The 23,118-nt window shown below is 60.1% G+C and carries 21 protein-coding genes; 15 read left to right on the top strand and 6 right to left on the bottom strand.

Features of this window, described 5'->3' with window-relative positions:
• Positions 1-47 precede the first annotated feature (47 nt).
• From PH558_RS07610 to PH558_RS07545, 14 genes are all read left to right on the top strand, one after another.
• Entirely contained in the window at positions 48-2,234 is a 2,187-nt protein-coding gene (locus PH558_RS07610; RefSeq protein WP_285203145.1) for a TonB-dependent siderophore receptor, read from the top strand.
• Between the two features lie 237 nt (positions 2,235-2,471).
• A complete protein-coding gene (locus PH558_RS07605; RefSeq protein WP_285203143.1) occupies positions 2,472-3,317 on the top strand; it encodes an ABC transporter substrate-binding protein in 846 nt (281 codons plus the stop codon).
• Positions 3,310-5,301, top strand: coding sequence for a Fe(3+)-hydroxamate ABC transporter permease FhuB (gene fhuB / locus PH558_RS07600; protein WP_285203798.1), 1,992 nt, complete (start codon positions 3,310-3,312; stop codon positions 5,299-5,301). Before PH558_RS07605 ends, fhuB begins: the two co-directional genes overlap by 8 nt.
• Positions 5,298-6,350: a siderophore-interacting protein gene (locus tag PH558_RS07595; RefSeq protein ID WP_285203142.1), complete on the top strand. Its 1,053-nt coding sequence runs from the start codon at positions 5,298-5,300 to the stop codon at positions 6,348-6,350. Before fhuB ends, PH558_RS07595 begins: the two co-directional genes overlap by 4 nt.
• 115 nt (positions 6,351-6,465) lie before the next feature.
• Entirely contained in the window at positions 6,466-7,053 is a 588-nt protein-coding gene (locus PH558_RS07590; RefSeq protein ID WP_095436890.1) for an ANTAR domain-containing response regulator, read from the top strand.
• A gap of 55 nt (positions 7,054-7,108) precedes the next feature.
• Positions 7,109-8,407, top strand: coding sequence for a CmpA/NrtA family ABC transporter substrate-binding protein (locus PH558_RS07585; RefSeq protein ID WP_113407570.1), 1,299 nt, complete (start codon positions 7,109-7,111; stop codon positions 8,405-8,407).
• Between the two features lie 367 nt (positions 8,408-8,774).
• Entirely contained in the window at positions 8,775-10,073 is a 1,299-nt protein-coding gene (locus tag PH558_RS07580) for a CmpA/NrtA family ABC transporter substrate-binding protein (protein WP_113407803.1), read from the top strand.
• Between the two features lie 34 nt (positions 10,074-10,107).
• Positions 10,108-11,004, top strand: a complete 897-nt coding sequence (ntrB, locus tag PH558_RS07575; RefSeq protein WP_095436892.1) for a nitrate ABC transporter permease — start codon at positions 10,108-10,110, stop codon at positions 11,002-11,004.
• 10 nt (positions 11,005-11,014) lie between these two features.
• Complete coding sequence (locus PH558_RS07570) at positions 11,015-11,812, top strand: ABC transporter ATP-binding protein (protein ID WP_095436893.1); 798 nt, start codon at positions 11,015-11,017, stop codon at positions 11,810-11,812.
• A 4-nt stretch (positions 11,813-11,816) separates the two neighbouring features.
• Entirely contained in the window at positions 11,817-14,267 is a 2,451-nt protein-coding gene (gene nirB / locus PH558_RS07565) for a nitrite reductase large subunit NirB (RefSeq protein ID WP_095436894.1), read from the top strand.
• A gap of 4 nt (positions 14,268-14,271) precedes the next feature.
• Complete coding sequence (gene nirD / locus PH558_RS07560) at positions 14,272-14,607, top strand: nitrite reductase small subunit NirD (protein ID WP_069614617.1); 336 nt, start codon at positions 14,272-14,274, stop codon at positions 14,605-14,607.
• A 351-nt stretch (positions 14,608-14,958) separates the two neighbouring features.
• Positions 14,959-17,616 (top strand): nitrate reductase, encoded by a 2,658-nt coding sequence (locus tag PH558_RS07555; protein WP_285203138.1) that lies wholly within the window; start codon positions 14,959-14,961, stop codon positions 17,614-17,616.
• Positions 17,617-17,745: 129 nt separating this feature from the next.
• A complete protein-coding gene (locus tag PH558_RS07550; protein WP_152093296.1) occupies positions 17,746-18,777 on the top strand; it encodes a CorA family divalent cation transporter in 1,032 nt (343 codons plus the stop codon).
• Positions 18,778-18,839: 62 nt separating this feature from the next.
• Positions 18,840-19,346 carry a hypothetical protein gene (locus PH558_RS07545; RefSeq protein WP_113407565.1) on the top strand — a complete coding sequence of 169 codons (507 nt, stop codon included), beginning with the start codon at positions 18,840-18,842 and terminating at the stop codon, positions 19,344-19,346.
• Between the two features lie 119 nt (positions 19,347-19,465).
• Here the strand turns inward: PH558_RS07545 and PH558_RS07540 are convergent, their stop codons facing one another.
• From PH558_RS07540 to PH558_RS07520, 5 genes are all read right to left on the bottom strand, one after another.
• Complete coding sequence (locus tag PH558_RS07540) at positions 19,466-19,684, bottom strand: hypothetical protein (RefSeq protein WP_285203134.1); 219 nt, start codon at positions 19,682-19,684, stop codon at positions 19,466-19,468.
• A gap of 632 nt (positions 19,685-20,316) precedes the next feature.
• Positions 20,317-20,547, bottom strand: a complete 231-nt coding sequence (locus tag PH558_RS07535) for a hypothetical protein (RefSeq protein WP_113407564.1) — start codon at positions 20,545-20,547, stop codon at positions 20,317-20,319.
• A 47-nt stretch (positions 20,548-20,594) separates the two neighbouring features.
• Positions 20,595-20,834: a 30S ribosomal protein S21 gene (rpsU, locus tag PH558_RS07530; protein ID WP_285203131.1), complete on the bottom strand. Its 240-nt coding sequence runs from the start codon at positions 20,832-20,834 to the stop codon at positions 20,595-20,597.
• A gap of 35 nt (positions 20,835-20,869) precedes the next feature.
• Positions 20,870-21,169, bottom strand: a complete 300-nt coding sequence (locus tag PH558_RS07525) for a cold-shock protein (protein ID WP_095436904.1) — start codon at positions 21,167-21,169, stop codon at positions 20,870-20,872.
• Positions 21,170-21,284: 115 nt separating this feature from the next.
• A complete protein-coding gene (locus PH558_RS07520; RefSeq protein ID WP_095436905.1) occupies positions 21,285-21,494 on the bottom strand; it encodes a cold-shock protein in 210 nt (69 codons plus the stop codon).
• A gap of 350 nt (positions 21,495-21,844) precedes the next feature.
• Here PH558_RS07520 and PH558_RS07515 point away from each other — a divergent pair, with 350 nt between their 5' ends.
• The gene (locus PH558_RS07515; RefSeq protein WP_015342656.1) at positions 21,845-22,018 is read left to right on the top strand and encodes a hypothetical protein; all 174 of its coding nucleotides are present in this window, start codon (positions 21,845-21,847) and stop codon (positions 22,016-22,018) included.
• Between the two features lie 78 nt (positions 22,019-22,096).
• Here the strand turns inward: PH558_RS07515 and PH558_RS07510 are convergent, their stop codons facing one another.
• Positions 22,097-22,930: an alpha/beta fold hydrolase gene (locus tag PH558_RS07510; protein WP_285203130.1), complete on the bottom strand. Its 834-nt coding sequence runs from the start codon at positions 22,928-22,930 to the stop codon at positions 22,097-22,099.
• Between the last annotated feature and the right edge of the window lie 188 nt (positions 22,931-23,118).

Below are 23,118 nucleotides of genomic sequence, written 5' to 3'. Positions count from 1 at the left end.
TCGGCCACGAGCCGTACGGGCGCAAGAATTCGGGACAAATAACTAAAATGCAGGGATTGAAGCAGGACGTATCGCGAGCGCGGTTCATGGCGGCAGGCGTAGCCATTATCGCGCTGCTGGCAGGCTCCAGTGTCATGGCGCAGGAAACGCCGACGGAGCTGCAGCCTTTGGTTATTCAGGGTTCGCAACAGAAGAGCGAAGACAGCGGCACCGCGCCGGTCAAGGGCTATGTCGCCAAGAAGACCACGTCGGGCTCGAAATCCGACACGCCGATCACCGAGGTACCGCAATCGGTCTCCGTCATCGGCCAGCAGGAAATGCAGGATCGCGGCATCACCAACAAGGTGGACGAGGCTCTGCGTTATACGCCCGGCGTCACCGCGCAGCCCTTCGGCAATGATGGCGATACCGACTGGTTCTACATTCGCGGCTTCGACGCGACGCAGAGCGGCGTTTTCATGAATGGCCTGACGCTCTATAGCTACGGCTTCGGCGGCTTCCAGATCGATCCCTATATGCTCGAGCGCGTCGAAGTGCTGAAGGGGCCTTCCTCCGTGCTTTACGGCGGCGCCAATCCGGGCGGCCTCGTCAATATGGTCCGCAAGGAGCCGACGGACACTCCTCAATATTCGACCGAGATCGGCATCAACAATCTCGGCAATGCCTTCGTCGGCTTCGATTTCTCCGACAAGCTTTCGGCCGACGGCGTCTATCGCTACCGCCTGACCGGCAAGATTGCCGGCGGCGACACCTATAGCGACGGCACCCATGACCTGCGCGGCTTCATCATGCCGCAGGTCACCATCTCGCCTGACGAGTCCACCAAGCTCACCGTCTTCGGCATGTTGAGCGGTCTCGACGAAATCCACAGCGGCAACGGCTTCTTCCCTTACGTCGGCACCGTTGTCGATGCGCCCTTCGGCAAGATCAAGCGCGACGCATTCTATGGCGAGCGAAGCATCGATAATCTCAAATATGCCCAGCAGATGCTGGGTTACGAATTCTCGCACGATTTCGACGGCGGCTGGACCGTGTCGCAGAATGCGCGCTACGGTCACCTCTACAAGCGCGAGGAAGGCCCGTATCTGAACGGCTATGTCGACGGCAATCCGCTCAGCCCTGGTTATGACGATCCCAACTACATGCTAAACCGCATCGGCTTCTTCGAGCGCTCCAAGGTCGATACCTTCTCCGTCGACACGCGCGCGGAAAACAAGTTCGATACCGGCCCGATCAGCCATGATTTCCTGATCGGCACGGACTATTCGATCTACCGCCTCGACCAGATCCAGGCGTGCTGCGGCTCCAATCCGATCAGCGCAACGAACCCGGTCTACGGCACGCCGCAGGGAACCAACTTCGTCTACCTCAATCAGGTCATGACGCAGCAGCAACTCGGTATCTATACGCAGGACCAGATGCGCTTCGGCGATGGCTGGCTGGTGACCCTCAACGGCCGTTACGACTTTGTCGACACCAATTCCGACTCGAAGGTCGGCACGAGTTACAAGTCGAACGCATCAGCGCCAAGCGGCCGTGCGGGCCTCGCCTACGAGTTTTCCAACGGCATCACGCCCTATGTCAGCGCCGGCACCTTCTTCAATCCTCTGATCGGCACCAGCGTTACCGGTGGCGGCCTGACGCCGGAGAAGGGCGAGCAGTACGAGGCTGGCATCAAGTATGAGCCCGACTTCATCGACGGTCTGTTCACGGCTTCCATCTTCCAGATTAACCGCAAGAACATGGCCCTGACAGATCCAGTCACCTTCCTGCAGCGCCAGGTCGGCGAGGTTCGCTCGCGCGGTGTCGAATTTGAAGGCAAGGTCAATCTGGATGATAGTTGGAAGCTCCTCGGCTCCTATTCCTACACAGATCTGACGATCACCAAGGACCTCGACTCCTCCATCATCGGCAACTCGCCCTATCTGGTGCCGAATTCCACCGCATCCCTGTGGCTCGACTACGCCTTCACGAGTGATGCGCTTGACGGGGTCAGCATCGGCGCCGGCGTGCGCTACCAGGGCAAGTCCTGGGCAGACCAAGCCAATACGCTGCGCGTACCCTCGGCAACACTCTTCGATGCGGGCATCCGCTACGAGAAGAAGGGCTGGGGTGCTGCACTCAACGTCTCGAACCTGTTCGACAAGGAATATGTCTCGGGCTGCGCCGGCGAGAATGTCTGCGGCTACGGCGAAGCGAGAACCATCACCTTCAAGCTCAGCAAGAAGTGGTAAGTTGAGAATTAGAGTATACTTTCATTTTCGAGCATGGCAAGAAACCGGGGATTGCCGCAAGGCAATCCTCGAACTCGTTTCAAACCGAAGGCAACGCTTACGCATGACGACGCAGTGGCTGCGAATTTACCGCGTCGGCGCGGGGATGCTTGCCCAGTCACAGTGCTGCAGCCTGGTCAGCTATTTCCAATGACAGCAGGAAACGCTCATAAGCTGTTTCGAAGACAGTTCATTGCGATGGCAGCCGCAGGCGCGATCGCCGGCCTGACGCCTGCGCGCGCGGCGACGAGCCCGCGTGTGGCGACGCTCGATTGGGCCATTCTGGAAACCCTTCTGGCGATCGGCGCAAATGTGGTTGCCGGCACCGAATTACTACAATTCCGCGACGTTGCCGTCACCCCGGCCGTCCCCGCAGGCGTTGCCGATCTCGGGCTGCGCGGCACGCCGAACTTCGAAGTCCTTTATGCATCCCGGCCAAATCTGATCTTCAATTCCAATTTCTATGCCTGGGCCGACAATCGCATGCGGCTGATCGCACCGGTCGAGAGCCACGCCATCTATCAACCCGGAGCCAGCCCCTACCAGCTTTCGGAGCAGGCAACCCTTGCGATCGGCGAGCGGCTCGGGCTTACGACGGGTCGCGCCCTCGTCGATAAGGCGCGCGAGAAGCTCGAAGTCTATCGCGCCAGTTTCAGCAAGGGCGATCATCGGCCGATTCTGCCGATCAATCTGGGCGACGCCAGGCACTTTCGCGTCTTCGGCTCCGACAGCATGTTCGGGGAAGTTCTCACCCGCGCCGGCCTGACCAATGCCTGGCCGGATTTGACGAGTTATTCGGCGACCGCACCCGTCGGCATTGAGCGGCTCGCCGCCATGCCGGATGCATGGATCGTCCTCATCCCGCCGCATCCGGCCGAAGCTCTGGCGGAACTCCAGCAAAGCGCGTTCTGGAATGCGCTTCCGCCGGTACGGCAAGGTCGTGTCCTCATGCTCGGCTCGATCAATCCCTATGGCGCGCTGCCGGCGGCAGAACGCTTTGCCGATCTCCTTGCAGGAGGACTCAACCGTGCATGGAATGGTTGATCGGCCTGTGATTGCCCAAGGCAAATCGCTGGCACGCAACGGTGCTCTGCTCGGTGCTATCTGCATCCTTGCTTTTGCGGCCCTCGTCTTCCTGCGGCCACAGCTTACCGCCGATGTGCGCGAGGCAACCACCCTCAACCATATCTTGCTCACCGATAGCCTGCTGCCGCGATCGGCGATCGCAATCATAGCCGGCGCGGCTCTCGGCCTTTCCGGCGCCTTGCTGCAAAGAGTCTTGCGCAATCCGATCGCCGACGCCTCGACGCTCGGGATCGCCGCCGGGTCGCAGCTGGCGATGACGATCGCTGTCGGGCTGTTTCCGTTGCTGATCGGCCTGCCAAGGGAAATCTCTGCCTTTGTCGGCGGCCTTTCGGCGGTCCTGATCGTTCTGGCATTGAGTTGGCGACGTGGTCTCGACCCGGTGACGGTGGCGCTATGCGGCATGATGGTGACGCTGGTAGCAACCGCACTTAGCGTCACGATCATTCTCGCGCGCGGCGAATATGCCATGTCCGTCTTCATCTGGGGCGCCGGCGCGCTGAACCAGCAAAACTGGAATGGCGTCATCACGCTTGCGCCGCGCCTGGTCGTCGGCCTTGCTGCCGCATTGGTACTGGTCCGTCCTCTGACTGTCATGAGCCTGGATGACAGCAGCGCCAAGAACCTCGGCCTTGCCTTGCACAGCATGCGCTTTGCCATTCTGGCCCTCGCGGTATGGCTTGCGGCTTCGGTGACGGCACAGGTCGGCATCATCGGCTTTCTTGGGCTTGCCGCACCTCACATCGCCAGATTCTGCGGCGCGCGGTGCACCCGGCAGCTGCTGATCGCCGCCCCCATCGCCGGCGCCGGCCTGCTGTTCCTGACGGATTGCCTGGTGCAGCTCCTCTCGTCGGGGTTCACCGATCTTGCCCCGACGGGAGCAGCGACCGCGCTCCTTGGCGGACCGCTCCTGTTGCTGCTTCTGCGGCGCCTGCATTCCGGCCATGCGCTCCGCGCCGTTGGCGGTCCTCGGGCGCGGCTGACTATTGCAGCACCGGGACGAGCGCTTGCTTTGCTCGCGCTCGGCTTCGTTCTTCTGATCCTCATTGTTCTGTCGGTCGGGCGCAGTTTCGATGGCTGGCACGTGGCGATCGGCAGCCAGTTTCGGGAACTTCTGCCTTTCCGTCTGCCGCGTACCGTCGTTGCGGCGACTGCCGGCGCGATGCTCGCTGCAGCCGGCTTCATCATGCAGCGCCTCACCGCCAATCCGCTCGCAAGCCCCGAGGTCCTGGGAGTGAGCGCCGGCGGCGGTGCGGGCCTGACGATCGCGCTCTTTCTCTTTGCATTCCCCTCGCCCGTCGTCACGATCACAGCAATGACGATCGGCGCGCTGATTGCATTCCTTGCCATGATGGCATTCAGCGCGCGCGGCAGCTTCGACCCCGAGCGACTGCTGCTTTCGGGCGTCGCCATCGGCGCTCTCTGCATGGCAATCGTCACTGTCGTTCTCTCACGCGGCGATCTGCGCGCCTATCTCCTCTTGACCTGGCTGTCGGGCTCCACCAATCGGGCCGGTTCCCTTGAAGCCTGGACCGGCATCATCTCGCTTGCGCTTCTCGTTCCGATCCTGCCGATCCTGCGGCGATGGTTCGATGTGCTGCCGCTCGGTGGCGACGTTTCGCGCTCCATCGGCCTCTCGGTTGCAGCAAGCCGCCTCACTCTGGCAGTTCTTGCGGCTCTCCTGACTGCGATCCCCTCTTTCCTCGTCGGCCCGCTCAGCCTGACCGGGCTGATCGCGCCGCATCTCGGGCGCCTCATCGGCTTCCGCGATACAGTCAAGCAATTAACGGCCAGCCTGCTGCTTGGCGCCATGCTGCTGGTGCTGGCCGACTGGCTGTCGCGAATGGTGATCTTTCCCTATGAGGTTCCCGTCGGCCTGTTCGCGGCGCTGATCGGCGGCCCCTATCTCATCTGGTTCCTGACCCGCAAGGAGACGAAAAAATGATGCATGCAAGGGATTTCACCGCTTCCGGCGTGGCGACCCACAAGGATGCCGGTCAATTGCTGGAACAGTTCTGCGCGCGTTTTGCCGAACATGTCACCATCACGCGAAGCGTGGCCGGAGCCCGCCTCGATACCGTCATCGGCAGCGCCGACATCGCCGTCAGCAACGATCGTCTCGACATAAAGCTGCGTTGCCCGACGGCAGCCATGCTCTTCACGATCCGCAGCATGGTCGCCGAAAGCCTGTTCGAACTCTCTACCAGCCACACGCTCGCCCTCGATTGGGCTGACGGGCCGCAGCCGTCTGCCATACCGAACTTCCGCGAGATCAGCGTCGCCGATGCCTACAATATCACGCCGCATACGCGCCGCGTCGTCGTCGCGACCGAGGACGCCAGGCATTTCGTCGAGGGCGGCATGCATGTCCGCCTGCTCATCCCGCCGAAAGGCCGCGAGCCGGTCTGGCCGCATACGGAGCCGGACGGCCGCATCCATTGGCCGAAGGGCGATGATGCGCTGACCATCCGCGCCTATACGATACGCAGCATCGATCTTGACCGCGGCGAGATGAACATCGATTTCGTTGTGCATGAAGGCGACGATGTGCCGGGAGCGACGTGGGCGATGACCGCGCGCCCGGGCGATCGTGCCGGCCTGATCGGCCCCGGTGGTGGCGGCGTGCCGACAGCGCGCAAGCTCGTTCTCGCTGGCGACGAAACCGCGCTGCCCGCCATCGCCCGCATCGCAGCCTCCGTGCCTGCCGATGCCGAGCTGCGCATCTTTCTCGAGGTCGCCGACAAACAAGAAGAGCAGCCGCTGACATCAAAAGCATCGATGGACATCACCTGGCTGCATCGCAATGGCGCCGCTGCCGGGACGACGGATGCGCTGGAACGCATCCTGCGCGACATCGTGCCTGCGGCCGATCCGGAAACCTTAGTCTGGGTTGCCTGCGAACAGAAGCAGGCCCGTGCCGTTCGCGCTTTCGTCAAGAGCGAGATCGTCAGGGATCCCGGCACCTTCAGCATCGCGGCCTATTGGCAGCGTTGATGAGGAAATAGCCAGAACAGGTCGAAATAGCCTAATATTTAGGCGATTTTAAAATCGCCCAATATTTCAGCGAACAACACTTGTTCGCCTTGCTGCATTGCGTCATAAAGATGCAATGAGCCGTCTCGACCTGACCATTCTCGTGATCGATGAAAACACGATCCGCGCCTCGATCATCGAAGAGGGGCTGCGGGAGGCTGGTCATGCGCGGGTGACGGTTATCCACGAAGTGCAGGGCGTCGCACGCACGATCGAGACACTTCGTCCTGACGTCATCATTATCGATCTCGAAAATCCGAATCGCGACATGATGGAGCATCTGTTTCAGCTGACGCGGACGGTAGGGCGGCCGATTGCCATGTTCGTCGATCGCTCCGACACCGCCTCGATCGAGGCAGCCGTCGAGGCCGGCGTTTCAGCCTATATCGTCGACGGCCTCAAGAAGGAGAGGGTCAAGCCGATCCTCGACATGGCCGTCAGCCGCTTCAATGCCTTCAGCCGGCTGCAGCGGGAGTTGGCGGATGCCAAGTCGGCGCTGGAGGAACGCAAGATCGTCGAGCGCGCCAAGGGCATCCTGATGAAGATGCGCGGCCTTTCGGAAGACGAGGCCTTCGCGCTGCTGCGACAGACGGCCATGAACGAGAAGAAGAAGATGTCCGAGATCGCGCAAAGCGTCGTGACGGCAGCGGGGTTGCTGATGTGAGCGTACCGAGTTCCATCTTGTCCGTCGCCTTGAGAGGGGAGGCATCGGAGTGAATATGAGAGTGCAAACAGCCCGTTCCGCCAAAGCCCAACGGGCAGGCGACAGCAATCCTTCGGCGCCTGCCCAAATTACCGGCGAAGGCCCGCGTACATTGCGCGCCGGCTTCATTCCGCTCGTCGATGCTTCTGTCCTGATTGCGGCGGCGGAATTCGGTTTCGCCCGCAAGGAGGGGATCGCCCTCGATCTCGTCAAGGACGTCTCCTGGGCCAATGTCCGCGACCGCCTTGCCTTTCGCCAGTTCGACATCGCCCATATGCTCTCGCCGATGCCGGTCGCGGCGATGCTCGGGCTTGGCTCGAATCCCTCGCCCACGATTACGCCATTCTCTCTCGGCTGCGGCGGCAATGCCATCACGCTATCGACGCGGCTGTTCGACCGCATGTGCGAAGAAACAGGTCTTTCCGATCAGGCAAGCGCACTGGAAAATTCGCAGGCGCTTGCGAAAGTGGTCGACACCATGAAGGCGCGCGGGGAGCAGCCGCCAACGCTTGGCATGACCTATCCCTTCTCGTCGCACAACTACGAATTCCGCTATTGGCTGGCCGCCGGCGGCATCGATCCGGACCGGGACGTGAAGCTTGTCGTCGTGCCGCCACCTCTCACATCCGACGCGCTTGCCGCCGGAGCTATCGATGGCTTCTGCGTCGGCGCACCCTGGAACATGGTCGCATCCGAACGAGGCGTCGGCCGCATCGTCGCGGCCAAGCAGGATATCTGGCCCTCCGCACCCGAAAAGGTGATCGGCATGCGCCCGGAATGGGCCGAAAGCCATCCGGAAACCGTGTCGCGCCTTATCGTGGCGCTGGACGCAGCAGCGCGCTGGTGTGACCGGCCGGAAAATCATGACGCCCTTGCCGAAGCGCTTGCCGATCAGCGCTATATTGCAGCACCCGTGCACATCATCCGCCATGTGCTGGCGGGCGAATTCAACCTTGATGCCAGGGGCCATCGCCGCATCATCGACAGGTATTTCAGTTTCCATGGCGGCTTTGCCAACTATCCGCGCCCGAGCCACGCGCTTTGGATCTTCAGCCAGATGATACGCTGGGGGCAAAGCGCATTTTCCGAGCAGAACATGAAGATGGCGGCCTCGGCCTACCGTTCCGACCTCTATCGGCGGGCACTCGGCAGCGAGGCGTCTCCCGACGATGCCGATATCCGTATCGAGGGTGACCGGGATGGCGACCGCTTCATGGACGGCCATATTTTCGATCCAGCGGAGATCGCCGCCTATGTCGCCGGATTTGCCGTGAAAACGACAAGCGCGACGCAGTCTTCGAGCGACGACATCTAGCGTCCACTTATGCTGCTCTGCATAGAATAAGCGCAGGATCGAGAGCCGCATGAATGGCATCCGCTCAAAATATTTGCAGAAATCGCAACTGCCCGCAAAAGGAGCCATCGGACCATCCCCCTGAATAATCGAGCAATTACAATGCCATGATCTCGCCGTGAAAAACTGGCACGCGGCTTGCTTATTCAATTTCGCTTCGGTCAACGGCGATCGAAGCAAGCAATGCGCGGAAAACGCGCTCGCAAAGACATCGACGTCGCAAGGTTCTTGCCCCGAGGATTTCCTTCCTGTCCCGGGCTGCATCGACCCAGCGGCGTTTTTTTATGTCCAAAATCCACGCGTCACGAGCAAAACAAGGGGACTGCAAGTGAAGAAGATCTTGTCCGGTGGTGTTACGCGCCGAAACCTTTTGAAGACATCCGCCACCGCAGCCCTGATCGGCGCGGTCAAGGCCGCCTTCCCTTCCGGTGCCTTCGCAGCAACCGCCGGACCTGAGGTGTCAGACGTGAAGCTGGGTTATATCGCGCTGACAGATGCCGCGCCCCTGGTCATCGCCAAGGAAAAAGGCCTGTTCGAAAAGCATGGCCTTTCCAATGTCGATGTGGCCAAGCAGGCATCCTGGGGTGCAACCCGCGACAATCTCGTGCTCGGCGGGGCGGCAAACGGCATCGACGGCGCCCATATTCTCTCGCCGCTCCCCTACCTCATGCACACCGGCAAGGTGACGCAGAACAACCAGCCCGTGCCGATGGCGATCCTCGCGCGCCTTAATTACGACAGCCAGGGCATTTCGGTCGCAAAGGAATATGCGGAAACCGGTGTGCAGCTTGACGCATCCAAGCTGAAAGCAGCCTTCGACGCGAAAAGAGCCGCGGGCAAGGAGATCAAGGCGGCCATGACCTTCCCGGGCGGCACGCATGATCTTTGGATCCGCTACTGGTTGGCCGCCGGCGGCATCCATCCCGACAAGGACGTCTCGACCATCGTCGTACCGCCGCCGCAGATGGTGGCGAACATGAAGGTCGGTAACATGGACGTCTTCTGTGTCGGCGAGCCCTGGAACGAGCAACTCGTCAACCAAGGCATCGGCTTCACCGCCTGTACGACCGGCGAGATCTGGAAAGGCCATCCGGAAAAAGCGCTCGGCATGCGCGCCGACTGGATCGAGAAGAATCCGAATGCCGCCAAGGCCCTGCTGATGGCGGTCATGGAGGCCCAGCAATGGTGCGACAGCATGGACAATAAGGAGGAGATGGCCACCATCCTCGGCAAGCGGCAATGGTTCAACGTGCCACCCAAGGACGTGCTCGGCCGACTCAAGGGCGACATCAACTACGGCAACGGCCGGATCGCCAAAAGCACCGATCTCTACATGAAGTTCTGGAAGGGCGGCGTTTCCTATCCCTATCAGAGCCATGACGCCTGGTTCCTTGCCGAGAACATTCGCTGGGGCAAGTTCGCGCCCAATACCGATATCAAGACGCTGGTCGGCCAGGTCAACCGCCAGGACATCTGGCGCGACGCCGCCAAGGAACTCGGTGTCGCCGCATCGGACATTCCGGCATCGACCTCGCGCGGCAAGGAAACCTTCTTCGACGGCAAGGTTTTCGATCCCGAAAACCCGACTGCCTACCTCGAAAGTCTCTCGATCAAGGTGGCGTCGTGATGGTCGGCACTCTCCTCCAAAAAGGATTCGTTCAATGTCCGTAACCGCCCGCAAACAGCAAGCCTCCGTTGCGCAAACGCCTGCTCCCGCAAAGAGCCATGTCGTGACATTGGCGGTCCGCCCTGTTCGCCGCATCGACATCCGTCATATCGGGCTCGCAGTCCTGCGCAACGTCTTGCCGCCCCTCGTAGTGCTCGTGCTTCTGCTCGCTATCTGGCAGCTGCTCTGTGAGCAGCCGGGCGCCAGCCTGCCGCCGCCCTCGCAAGTCTGGCAGGACAGCTACGACCTCATCGTCTATCCCTTCTTCTACAACGGGCCCCAGGATATCGGGCTTGCCTGGCGCGTGCTCGTCTCCTTGCAGCGCGTCGCCTATGGCTTCGGCCTTGCCGCCGTTGCCGGCGTGCTCGTCGGCGCGGTGATCGGGCAATCGGTCTGGGCGATGCGCGGTCTTGATCCTATCTTCCAGGTGCTGCGCACCGTGCCGCCACTGGCATGGCTGCCGCTGTCGCTCGCGGCCTTCCAGAATTCCAACCCCTCCGCGATCTTCGTGATCTTCATCACCTCGATCTGGCCCGTCATCATCAACACGGCGGTCGGCGTTCGCAACATTCCGCAGGATTATCGCAATGTCGCCAAGGTGCTGCGGCTGAACCAGATCGAATTCTTCTTCCGCATCATGGTGCCGGCGGCCGCCCCCTACATCTTCACGGGTCTTCGCATCGGCGCCGGGCTCTCATGGCTTGCGATCGTTGCCGCCGAAATGCTGACCGGCGGTGTCGGCATCGGCTTCTTCATCTGGGACGCGTGGAACTCGTCGCGCCTGCCCGACATCATCGTCGCGCTCGCCTATATCGGCATCACCGGCTTTGTCCTCGATCGTCTGGTCGCTGGCCTTGGTGCCGTCGTGACCCGCGGCATGACTGGCAATTGAGGAGAACCGGATGAGCGCCTATCTGAAGCTCGATCATATCGACAAGTATTTCGACCGCGGCGGCCAGCGTGCCGAAGTCCTGAATGGCATCGAACTCGTCATCGACAAGGGCGAATTCGTGTCGATCATCGGCCATTCCGGCTGCGGCAAATCGACCCTTTTGAACCTCATTGCCGGCCTGACGCCGGTCTCTGCCGGCGCGGTGCTGCTTGAGAACCGCGAGGTGAACTCACCGGGTCCGGATCGGGCCGTGGTCTTCCAGAATCATAGCCTGCTGCCCTGGCTCAGCGTCTACGAGAACGTCAATCTCGCCGTTTCGAAGGTGTTCCGTGGCACGAAGACAAAGGCCGAGCGCCATGACTGGGTCATGCGCAACCTCGATCTCGTGCAGATGGCACATGCCAAGGACAAGCGTCCCTCGGAAATATCAGGCGGTATGAAGCAGCGTGTCGGCATTGCCCGCGCGCTCGCCATGCAGCCCAAGATCCTGTTGCTAGACGAGCCCTTCGGGGCACTGGATGCGCTCACCCGCGCCCATCTTCAGGATGCCGTCATGGAAATCCATGCCCGCCTCGGCAGCACAATGGTGATGATTACCCATGATGTCGATGAAGCCGTATTGCTCTCCGACCGCATCGTCATGATGACCAACGGCCCGGCCGCTCATATCGGCGATATCCTCGAAGTACCGATCTCGCGGCCGCGCAACCGCATCGAGCTTGCATCCGACAGAACCTACCTCAAATGCCGCGAGGCCGTGCTGAAGTTCCTCTACGAACGCCACCGCTTCGTTGAAGCCGCGGAGTGATATCATGACCCAGAAACTCGTCATCATCGGCAACGGCATGGCGCCAGGGCGCATGCTGGAGCACCTGCTGGAAAAAGCGCCGGATCTCTATCAGGTCACGATCTTCAACGCCGAACCGCGCGTCAATTACGACCGCATCATGCTGTCGCCGGTTCTCTCCGGCGAAAAGGACTTCGAGCAGATCATCATCCACGGCGACGGCTGGTACATCAAACACGGCATCACCCTCTACAAGGGACACAAGATCATCGCCATCGATCGGGTGGCAAAGACGGTCACCTCCGATCACGGCGTGACCGAAAGCTACGACAAGCTTGTCATCGCAACCGGCTCCGTCCCCTTCATCATTCCGGTTCCGGGCAAGGAATTGCGCGGGGTCATCACCTATCGCGATCTAGACGATGTGCAGGCCATGTTGCTTGCGGCTCAGTCGCGCGAGAAGGCCGTTGTCATCGGCGGCGGCCTGCTCGGTCTCGAAGCCGCCGCCGGCCTCAGCCTGCGTGGTATGGATGTCACCGTTCTCCATGTGCAGCCGACGCTGATGGAACGTCAGCTCGATCCGGCCGCCGGCTATCTCCTGCAAAAGGCCGTCGAGGAGCGCGGCATCAAGGTCATCACCAAGGCCAATACCAAGGCGATCATCGGTGATGGCAAGGTCGAGGGGATCGAACTGGACGACGGCCGCGTGATCCCGGCCACGCTCGTCGTCATGGCCGTCGGGATCCGTCCCAATGTCGGCCTTGCCAAGGAAGCCGGCATCGCCGTCAACCGCGGCATCGTCGTCGATGACGGCATGCAGACCTCGGACGGCTCGATCATGGCGCTTGGCGAATGTGCCGAAGTTGGCGGCATGGTCTATGGCCTCGTCGCCCCACTCTACGAGATGGCGCGTGTGGCCGCCTCGCATCTGGCCGGCGATACGAGCGCCGCCTTCGTGCACTCGGACACGCCGACGAAACTCAAGGTCACGGGCATTGATTTGTTTTCGCTCGGTGACTTCGCCGATGGCGACGACCGCGAGGAGATCGTTCTGCGCGATGCGGCGGCCGGGGTCTACAAGCGCCTCGTGCTGAAAGATAACAAGATCATCGGCACCGTGCTTTACGGCGAGACGGCCGACGGCGCCTGGTTCAACGACCTGAAGAAGAAGGCGACCGACATTTCCGAGATGCGCGAGACCCTGATCTTCGGCCAGGCCTATCAGGGAGGGTCGCCGCTGGACCCTATGGCGGCCGTTGCAGCCTTGCCGGATGATGCGGAGATCTGCGGCTGCAACGGCGTCTGCAAGGGCAAGATCACTTCGACGATCACGGCCAGAGGCCTAACCTCACTCGACGACGTGCGCGCCCACACGAAGGCTTCGGCCTCCTGCGGCTCCTGCACCGGCCTCGTCGAACAGCTGATGTCGATCACGCTCGGCGACAGCTACAATCCTGCCGCCGTCCAGCCGATGTGCACCTGCACCGAGCTCGGCCATGACGATGTCAGAAGGCTGATAAAAGCCAAGGGCCTGAAGACCATTCCCGCCGTCATGCAGGAGCTTGAATGGAAGACCTCCTGCGGCTGCGCGAAATGCCGCCCGGCGTTGAACTACTACCTCGTCTGCGACTGGCCGGATGAATATGCCGATGACTATCAGTCGCGCTTCATCAATGAGCGCGTTCACGCCAACATCCAGAAGGACGGCACCTATTCCGTCGTGCCGCGCATGTGGGGCGGCGTCACCAGTTCGAACGAGCTGCGCGCGATTGCCGATGTCGTCGACAAGTTCGAGATCCCGATGGTGAAGGTCACCGGCGGTCAGCGCATCGACTTGCTTGGCGTGCAGAAGGAGGATCTGCCCGCCGTCTGGGCCGACCTCGGCAAGGCCGGTTTCATCTCCGGCCAGGCGTATGCCAAGGGCCTGCGCACGGTGAAGACGTGCGTCGGCTCCGACTGGTGCCGCTTCGGAACGCAGGATTCGACCGGCCTCGGCATCCGCATCGAAAAATTCATGTGGGGCTCGTGGACGCCGGCGAAGGTGAAGATGGCGGTTTCCGGCTGCCCGCGCAATTGCGCCGAGGCGACCTGCAAGGATGTCGGCGTCATCTGCGTCGACAGCGGCTTCGAAATCCATTTCGCCGGTGCCGCTGGTCTCGACATCAAAGGCACGGAAGTGCTGGGCCTCGTCAAGACGGAAGACGAGGCGCTCGAACACATCGTGGCGCTGACGCAGATGTACCGTGAGCAGGCCCGCTATCTCGAACGTATCTACAAATGGGCCAAGCGCATCGGCCTCGACGAAATCCGCCGCCAGATCATGGGCGATGCCGAAAAGCGCAAGGCCTATTACGAGCGCTTCGTCTTCAGTCAGAAATTCGCACAGGTCGACCCCTGGTCCGAGCGCGTCTCCGGTAAGGACAAACACGAGTTCAAGCCGATGGCGACAGTCGGCTTCCCGCAGGCCGCCGAGTGAGGAGATGAATATGAACTGGATCGAAATCGGCGACATCTCCGACATCCCGCCTCGCGGCGCACGCTGCGTGAAAACCCCGCAGGGCAAAATCGCCGTGTTCCGCACGGCCGAAAACGAGGTCTTCGCCATCGAGGACCACTGCCCGCACAAGGGCGGCCCGCTCTCCCAGGGAATCGTTCACGGGAAAGCCGTGACCTGCCCGCTGCACAACTGGGTGATCTCGCTCGAAACCGGCAAGGCACTTGGAGCCGACCAGGGCGAGGTGCGGACCATTCCCGTCCGCAACGAGGACGGTGCGCTTTTCATCGCGCTCGAAAGCCTGATGATGGCGGCGGAGTGACGATGACGGTGCGCGGGAAAAATCACCCCCCTCTGTCAGCTTCGCTGACATCTCCCCCACAAGGGGCAGGGCTATCGCATATGGAGGCGGACGAGCACCATAAGCTCCTTCTCCCCTTGGGGAGAAGGTGGCCCGAAGGGTCAAATGAGGGGATTATCTATTTGAATTCATGGATTTTTGTGGTCTTGGCGGGCACCCCCTCATCCGCCTGGCGGCACCTTCTTCCCGCTGGGGAGAAGGGGGACAGCGGCGATCTCCGCTCATATGCGATACCCCTGCCTTGTAGGCGAGATGTCCCGCAGGGACAGAGGGGGGTGTTCTCCCAGGCTCTAACCTTCATGGACGCAATCCATGTCCATTGAAACCAAAACCACCTGCCCCTATTGCGGCGTCGGATGCGGCGTCATCGCCAAGGTCGACCATGACGGCAAGGTTTCCGTCAAAGGCGACCCTGACCACCCTGCCAACTTCGGACGTCTGTGCTCGAAGGGCTCCGCCCTTGCCGAAACGATCGACCTCGACGGACGCCTGCTCCATCCGGAAATTGCCGGCCAGAGGGCCAGCTGGGACGAGGCGCTTGGTCTGGTCGCAAAGCGCTTCAGTGAGACGATTGCCGAGCATGGCCCTGATGCCGTTGGCTTCTACGTCTCCGGCCAGCTGCTGACGGAGGATTATTACGTTGCCAACAAGCTGATGAAGGGCTTCATCGGCTCGGGCAACATCGACACGAATTCGCGGCTCTGCATGTCATCCTCGGTCGCCGGTCATCGCCGCGCCTTTGGGTCGGATACGGTGCCCGGCACTTACGAGGATATCGAGCTGGCCGATCTTGTCATCCTCACCGGCTCCAATCTCGCCTGGTGCCATCCGGTCATCTATCAGCGGCTGGCGACGGCAAAGGCGGCACGGCCGGCGATGAAGATCGTCGTCATCGATCCGCGCCGGACCATGACCTGCGATATCGCCGATCTGCATCTGGCGATCCGGCCGGATGGCGATGTCGCCCTGTTCCTGGGTCTCTTCGAGCATCTGATTACAAACAACACCATCGACCAGAATTACATTGCCGAGCACACCAGCGGCTTTGCCGAGGCTTTCGCCACCGCCAGCTCCATGTCGTTCAACCGCGTGCTTGAGCTGACAGGCCTGCCCGCCATGCAGCTTCGCGAATTCTACCGGCTGTTTGCCCAGACCGAGAAGGTCGTTACCTGCTACAGCCAGGGCGTCAACCAATCCTCATCCGGCACCGACAAGGTCAACGCCATCATCAATTGCCATCTCGCGACTGGCCGCATCGGCCGGCCCGGCATGGGACCCTTCTCGCTGACCGGCCAGCCGAATGCCATGGGCGGCCGCGAGGTCGGCGGTCTCGCCAACATGCTCGCCACTCACATGGCGATCGAGAATGCCGGGGATCGCGACCGCGTTCAGCGCTTCTGGCAATCGCCGCGGATTGCCGGAAAGCCGGGATTGAAGGCGGTCGACATGTTTCGCGCCGTCGCCGACGGCCGCATCAAGGCATTGTGGATCATGGCGACCAACCCCGTGGTCTCCATGCCGGACGCCGATGCCGTCGAGGCGGCCATCAAGGCCTGTCCGTTCGTCGTCGTCTCCGACGTCCTGCGTGAGACGGATACGACGCGGCACGCGCATGTGCTGCTGCCCTCGCTCGGCTGGGGCGAGAAGGACGGCACCGTCACCAATTCCGAACGGCGGATTTCGAGGCAGCGTCAGTTTCTCACAGCGCCCGGCGAAGCCAGGCCCGACTGGTGGCAAATGGCCGAAGTCGGCCGCCGCATGGGATTTTCGCAAGCCTTCTCCTTTCGCACGAATGCCGAGATATTCGCCGAGCACGCGGGCCTTTCCGGCTTCGAAAACGAGGGAAGCCGGGACTTCGACATCGGCGCTTATCAAGCGATCGTCACAGAAGAATATGACGCGCTCACGCCGTTCCAATGGCCACAGCCAGCCGGGGCGGCACCACGGATCACCCGCTTCTTTGCGAATGGCGGTTTCTATCATCCCGATCGCAAAGCGCGCTTCGTCGCCATAGAGCCGCCGGCAACCGACCGAACAGACAGCCACTTCCCCCTGACGCTCAATACCGGACGCGTTCGCGATCACTGGCATACGATGACACGGACCGGCAAGAGCGCCCGCCTGTCTGGCCACATCGCCGAGCCCTTCGTCGAGGTCCATCCGCGTGATGCAATCGAGATCGGTGTCGCCGAAGCCGGCCTGGTCGAGATCGAGAGCCCGTATGGCAGAGTAATCGTCCGCGCCTTGGTGACAGAGCGCCAGGCGCGCGGCAGCCTCTTCGTACCGATGCACTGGAACGATAGCTTCGCCGCCAAAGCCCGCGTCGATGCCGTAGTCGCTCCCCTTACGGACCCGATTTCCGGCCAGCCCGCCTCGAAGAATGTCGCAGTCCGCGCCCGCCGCTTCCAGGCCTCGCATTATTGCTTCGCGGTCTCCACAGCAAAGCCGCACGATCTCGACAGCGCCTATTGGGCGCTCGCCAAGGCCGATGGCGGCTGGCGGACAGAGCTTGCGTTCGATCTGGCACCGGACGACTGGATCGGGTGGTGTCGCGCGACATTCGATATACCAGTTGACCTCGAACCGCTCGGCTATGCCGATCAGGCCTCCGGAGACCTGCGCCTTGCTTTCTTCGATGGCGAGCGGCTGCTAGCAGCCCTATTTGTCGCCCGCCAACCCGTCGCAGTCGCCCGAAACTGGGCAATCGCGCAGCTTTCGGCATCGCATGGCAATCTCAGCAAACGGTTTGCGCTCATCGCCGGCAGACCGGGAGCCGATACGATCGACGCCGGTGCAACGGTCTGCTCCTGCTTCAGCGTCGGCGTCAACCAGATCGTCGCGGCCATTCGCGGCGGCTGTTACAGTGTCGAAGCCGTCGGCAAGGAGCTTAATGCCGGAACCAATTGCGGCTCCTGCCGAGCCGAGATCCGTACGATCGTCGATAGCTGTCTTGCCGCGGCGGCAGAATGAACGGTCTGGCAGCATAACCGATCATTCGTGTTAAACTGCAGTTTCACCTTAATGTTCTCGGTGCTAGAACTATTGAAAATAGCTGCATGATTTCGCTTTCCTTTTACACTCGGGGGAGGATGGGAGCGGATGGAGATCGAGGGCCGGAAGGTTCAACTCAGCTACGGCGCCGAGCCGGGCATACGCTTCGCCGTCCTTCTTGACGGCAATGGCAGCTGTCGCGAGATCGGTGCCGCCGGCCTGCAGAGTTGGAAGCCGGCAGATGGAATTCTCTGGGTTCATCTCGAGCGTGACCATGATGCGGCGGCCGCTTGGATAACACGAAATGGCGGTTTCGATCCGCTCGTCGCCGACGCGTTGCTCGAGGATGAATCGCGTCCCCGTGTCGAGCCGGTTGACGACGGCCTGCTGATCATTCTTCGTGGCGTCTGCGCTGCACCGCCCGACGAGGCGGATGTGGCGGTCGAGGATCTGGATCTCGTTCCCCTGCATGCCTGGGTGGACGAGAACCGCGTCGTGACGCTTCGCGACAGCGGCCATTACATCACCGCTCTTCGGGACATTCGCCAGGCGCTCGAAAAGGGCAAGGGGCCGAAGCGCACCGGCGAACTGCTTGCTCTCGTCAGCGACAAGCTCGTGAGGGACCTGGAGCCCGTTCTTGATCAGATGGATGAGGAAGTTGACGAGCTGGATGAGCTGATCTTCCATGGCGAGGCCGCCGAAGTCCGCGAGCGCCTAAAGCTACTTCGCAGACGCGCCGTGCAGCTAAGACGCTATCTTTCGCCGCAACGCGATGCCCTCAATCGCATCGAACATGACGACGCTCCCTGGCTTGCCGAACGCGACAAGCTGCGCATGCGTGAGGTGATCGACAAGCTGATGCGCTGCATCGAGTATCTGGATGCAATCCGCGACCGGACGGGCATCCTGCACGATGACCTTTCGACCGTCATCAGCGAGCGCATCGCCCGCAACTCCAACAGGCTTGCAGCGCTTGCCGCGTTGCTGCTGCCGCCGAGCGTCGTTGCCGGCCTGTTCGGCATGAATGTCGGCGGCATTCCAGGCGTCAACGATACCTGGGCCTTTGTCATCATCGTCGTATTGGTCGCCGTCACCTCCATCGTCACCCTCTATATTCTGAAACGCATCAACTGGCTCTGACTATCTGGGAACCGAGCATAGCCTGCGGCGTTCCTAGTTAATCTGACGAAGGGATTGATACCATGCGTTATCAAGCGTGCCTTCTTGCCCTCCTTGCCGCTGCTTGCCTGGCGACACCTGCCGCCGCCGATGAAATCGGATTTCTGAAGCCGCTGAACGGCAGCTGGACGGGAACCGGCAAGGTGCTTCGAAAGATCGGCGACGCGCCGATCAATGTCTCCTGCAGATTCACCATCAGCGCGCCGGATTCGTCGATTTCGATGAGAGGAAATTGCCGCGGCCTTCTCATCATCAGTCGCGCGATATCGGCCCAGCTCACGGCGCGCGGAAGCAGATACTCAGGCACCTACACCGGTCCTTCCGGTGCGACATCGCAGCTGTCGGGCAGCAGGCAGGGCGATGTCATCGATCTGAAGGTGCGCTGGGCACGTCTCGTCAACGGCGATCGCGATGCCAGTATGACCATTCGCAGGCAGGGCAACGGCCAGCTGACGCTCCGGACCATCGACAAGGATCTGAGCTCCGGCAAATCGGTCGTAACCAGCGAGATCAATCTGCATCGCCAATGAGGCTGAAAACGAAAGCCCGTTGCTTCTTCGTCAACCAAAGCCGGTCGTCGGCCCGACGTTCGTCGAGATCAGATCTGTCGGCACGACAGATGCGTGTCGAATTGGATTTTGGCGATCGGTCAGCTTCTGCTTTTGCGGGGCCGTTTACCCGCTGGCTTCTCAACCAACGGCTCAGAGGTTTCCTTGGCCAGCCTTGCCTTGCGAAGCCGCTCAGTCTTGGTTTCACGCGCGGCCTCTTCGTTGTGAATGATGGTCCACGCAGATTCATTCGTAACAATCGCAGCCTTCTCGGCTTTGGACAAAGGCTTGTTTTGCCGATTGATCCTATATGCACTCATGTTGCCTCCCTGAGCAGCCGGCAACAAAAAAGGCCGGAGCGAAATCGCGCCGACCTTCCCGATATCGCCTTCGTACCAATGCCAGTACATCCGTGGTCAGAAGAGGAAAGCGACTAAGACATTGCGAGTCTCCAAATTTGATTGGCGCTCACGAACAATGCCATTTCCTACACTTAGGCCATTATTCCGTAGAATTCAAGCGTTTAGAAAATTTATTTCTATAGAAGTGCCATTCGATCGCGTGGATAAAAAGAGTTTTCGCGAAACGGAAGCGCAGTCATCAATTCAGCTTCTCTGGACATCGAATAGCTAATAAATTGAAACCGATCGATGCGACACGGAAATCGTTCCGCCGCCATCCTTCATAGGTGGCACATGTCGAGGGTGACGCTCAGATACGCGGTTCGCCAGGAGTGTGACCGCACTTGGACTGTGTACGATATTTTCACAGGAAGAGCTGCTCAGCCTACACCTTGGATTTTAAGTCTTCTGACTGAGAAAGAGGCGAAGGCTTATTGCACCATTCTCAACGTCAAAGACGTCGAGCGACTGGGATTTTAGACTATCAGTGTCGGCTTCCGCAGCCGAATTCTCCGCGTATTATTCATTGCGCCGGTTAAACAAAATCAAGCTCATGCCTTACCACGCCGCATGGAGTTTTTCCGTGCTTTGACCGACTTTTCTGCCTTCGGTTCCACCATTGCTTCTCGCTGCAGGCGAAGGGCTCGTAAAGCCTCCGTTTTCTTTTCCCGTGCGGAGTTTTCTGCCGCGACAATGGTCTTTGCCGCGTTATCGGTAATGGTGGCTTTATCATTGCCGAGAGACGCGGTCTTTCTAAAGAACTGTTCCTTGGTAGCTGACATGATCGCTCCTTCCTGCGGAGTACCGAATGGGGATGAATGCCCAGATGTTAACGACTTGGCCCCCTGCTGCGATTACTTTTGGGCAGCAAACCACCTCTTTGCAACTTTTTTCGCAGCAACTTGCGCTGCCGCCGAATGGCTTGCGTCTTTTCCCGAGCACGGCGCTCGGATGGCTTTATATAGGCCGAGCGCATGTTTATCTCGTGGAATACACCATCTCGGATCATTATCTTCTTGAGCACGCGCAGCGCTTGATCAACATCGTTATCTCTTACAAAAACTTGCAAAACATACTCTTTCCCTGGAGTGTTTCTGCGATGCTTTATGTCTTAACGGAATGCTTGCCTTTGCCACCTATCGCGAGAGGTTTGAGCCATGGCTCCTGTTTACGAGAAATTGATCCTTGCTGATCGGCAGTTGGATCCGTGCTCAATTTCTCGATTTCGGTCGACAAGATGCGCCGCTCGAAACTCTCGTCCAAAAAGCGCACTTGATAATGGATCTCGTCGGAATCTGAGGGCAGTGTATTTACGATCCGACATAGTCTCGGAGCCGCTTTCAGCCGGGTGAGATCAGCCTTCAGGGCCACGGTGTCTCCAACTGAATATTTCATTCTGCTCATCGCATCCCCTTGCAGATGGGTCGCAGAAATACAAGAGGCCGGGCCATAACCCGACCTTCTCCGTCAATCAAATCATTGCTGCCAGTACATCCGTGGTCAGCAAGATGAGTGACAATTAGATTGCTCTCAGATTATCAGCGGAGCTCTTGCCGGTCTTGCGATCGCGCACCAGTTCGTAGCTGACCTTCTGACCCTCTGCGAGAGCATTCATACCCGCGCGCTCGACGGCGGAAATGTGAACGAACACATCGGTTGCGCCATCTTCAGGCTGAATGAAGCCGAAGCCCTTGGCGCTATTGAACCATTTTACTGTTCCTGAATTCATAGCGGTTTCCTTTCAATTAGACATGGGATTTCGTTCCGCCGAAAACCGTTCTCGGCAGTATTACAAACCGAAATTGAAAGAAAATTCGCGCCACGCTTCCGGGCAAACAAAGATCATCAAGCAAGATCGACAAAAAGAACATAGGTATGAAATAGGGCGAAGGCAAGGCTACATTTTCTGATTGATGAGTTTGGCTAAAAATCACCCATACATTACAAGGGAATTAGGATCGCTGGTTAGCGTTTTCATTGGCAAGCCGCTGCGCTTATCGGCGGCCGCGGCCCGGACGCTGTCTTGCTTGACTTTCAGAACTCCATATGAGAACATAAAGTGAACAAATGGAGTTTTCCATGACCAAGGCAGAACAAGTCATCGAACGTGCAATGACCTTTGTCGCTGTCTCGAAGGCCCTTCGGGAGCGCGAACAGGAACGGCGCGCCACATGGACGCGCCGCGTTGAAATCAGCCGGCCGCTACCGCCCTTGCCCCGCGCCGTTCAGCTTTCGTTGAAACTCGACAGCTGAAGAGGCAAGGGCTGTAACCAGCACCCGGCAGGCTGTGAAGCGCCCGCCTTTTTGGCGGGCGCATGACCTTTTTAATGCTTAGGCCTTGAAGAAGGCGAGCAGGTCCGCGTTGATCACGTCCGCATACGTGGTGGCCATACCGTGCGGGAAGCCCTTATAGACCTTGAGCGTGCCATTCTTTAGCAGCTTCGAGGAGAGAAGCGCCGAATCCGCGATCGGCACAATCTGGTCGTCATCGCCATGCATGACGAGGGTCGGAACTTCGATCTTCTTCAAGTCTTCGGTGAAGTCTGTTTCCGAAAAGGCTTTGATGCAATCATAATGGGCCTTGGTGCCGCCCATCATGCCTTGGCGCCACCAATTATCGATAACGCCCTGCGAAACAGCTGCGCCGGGACGATTGAAACCGTAGAAGGGCCCCGCCGGAATATCGCGGAAGAACTGAGCGCGGTTGGCCGCAAGCGCTGTACGGAAGCCATCAAAGACTTCCAGCGGCAGGCCGCCGGGGTTCTTGTCGGACTTGACCATGATCGGCGGTACGGCGCCGATCAGCACGGCCTTCGAGACGCGGCCATGGCCGCCATACTGGGCGACATAGCGGGCAACTTCGCCGCCGCCTGTCGAATGGCCGACATGGATGGCGCCCTTGAGATCCAGATGTTCTGCCAGCGCCGCGACATCGGCGGCATAGGTGTCCATCTCGTTGCCTGTTGCGGTCTGGCTGGAACGGCCATGGCCGCGACGGTCGTGGGCGATGACGCGGTAGCCCTGGTGAAGGAAGAATAGCATCTGGGCATCCCAATCGTCAGAGCTCAGGGGCCATCCGTGATGGAAGACGATCGGCTGGCCCGTTCCCCAATCCTTGTAGAAGATCTGGGTTCCGTCCTTGGTGGTGATCGTGCTGCTGCTCATTGTGTCCTTACCTTTCGAAGTTGATTGCTTTGTAGAGGCTTGCGCAGGTTGAGCGAAGGGGCTGGCAGCTGCAGCAGCGGCAAGGCCAAGCCCGGCTGTCATAACGCCCCGACGAGTAGCTTGAGGGATAGACTGGCTCATTTCAATCTCCACTTAAATTTATTGTGCGATTTATTATCGCGACATGG

Source organism: Rhizobium pantanalense (genome assembly GCF_030182525.1).
Classification (GTDB): Bacteria; Pseudomonadota; Alphaproteobacteria; order Rhizobiales; family Rhizobiaceae; genus Rhizobium.
Note: the sequence above shows the minus strand (reverse complement) of the source record. Positions and strands in the feature narration are given on the sequence as shown.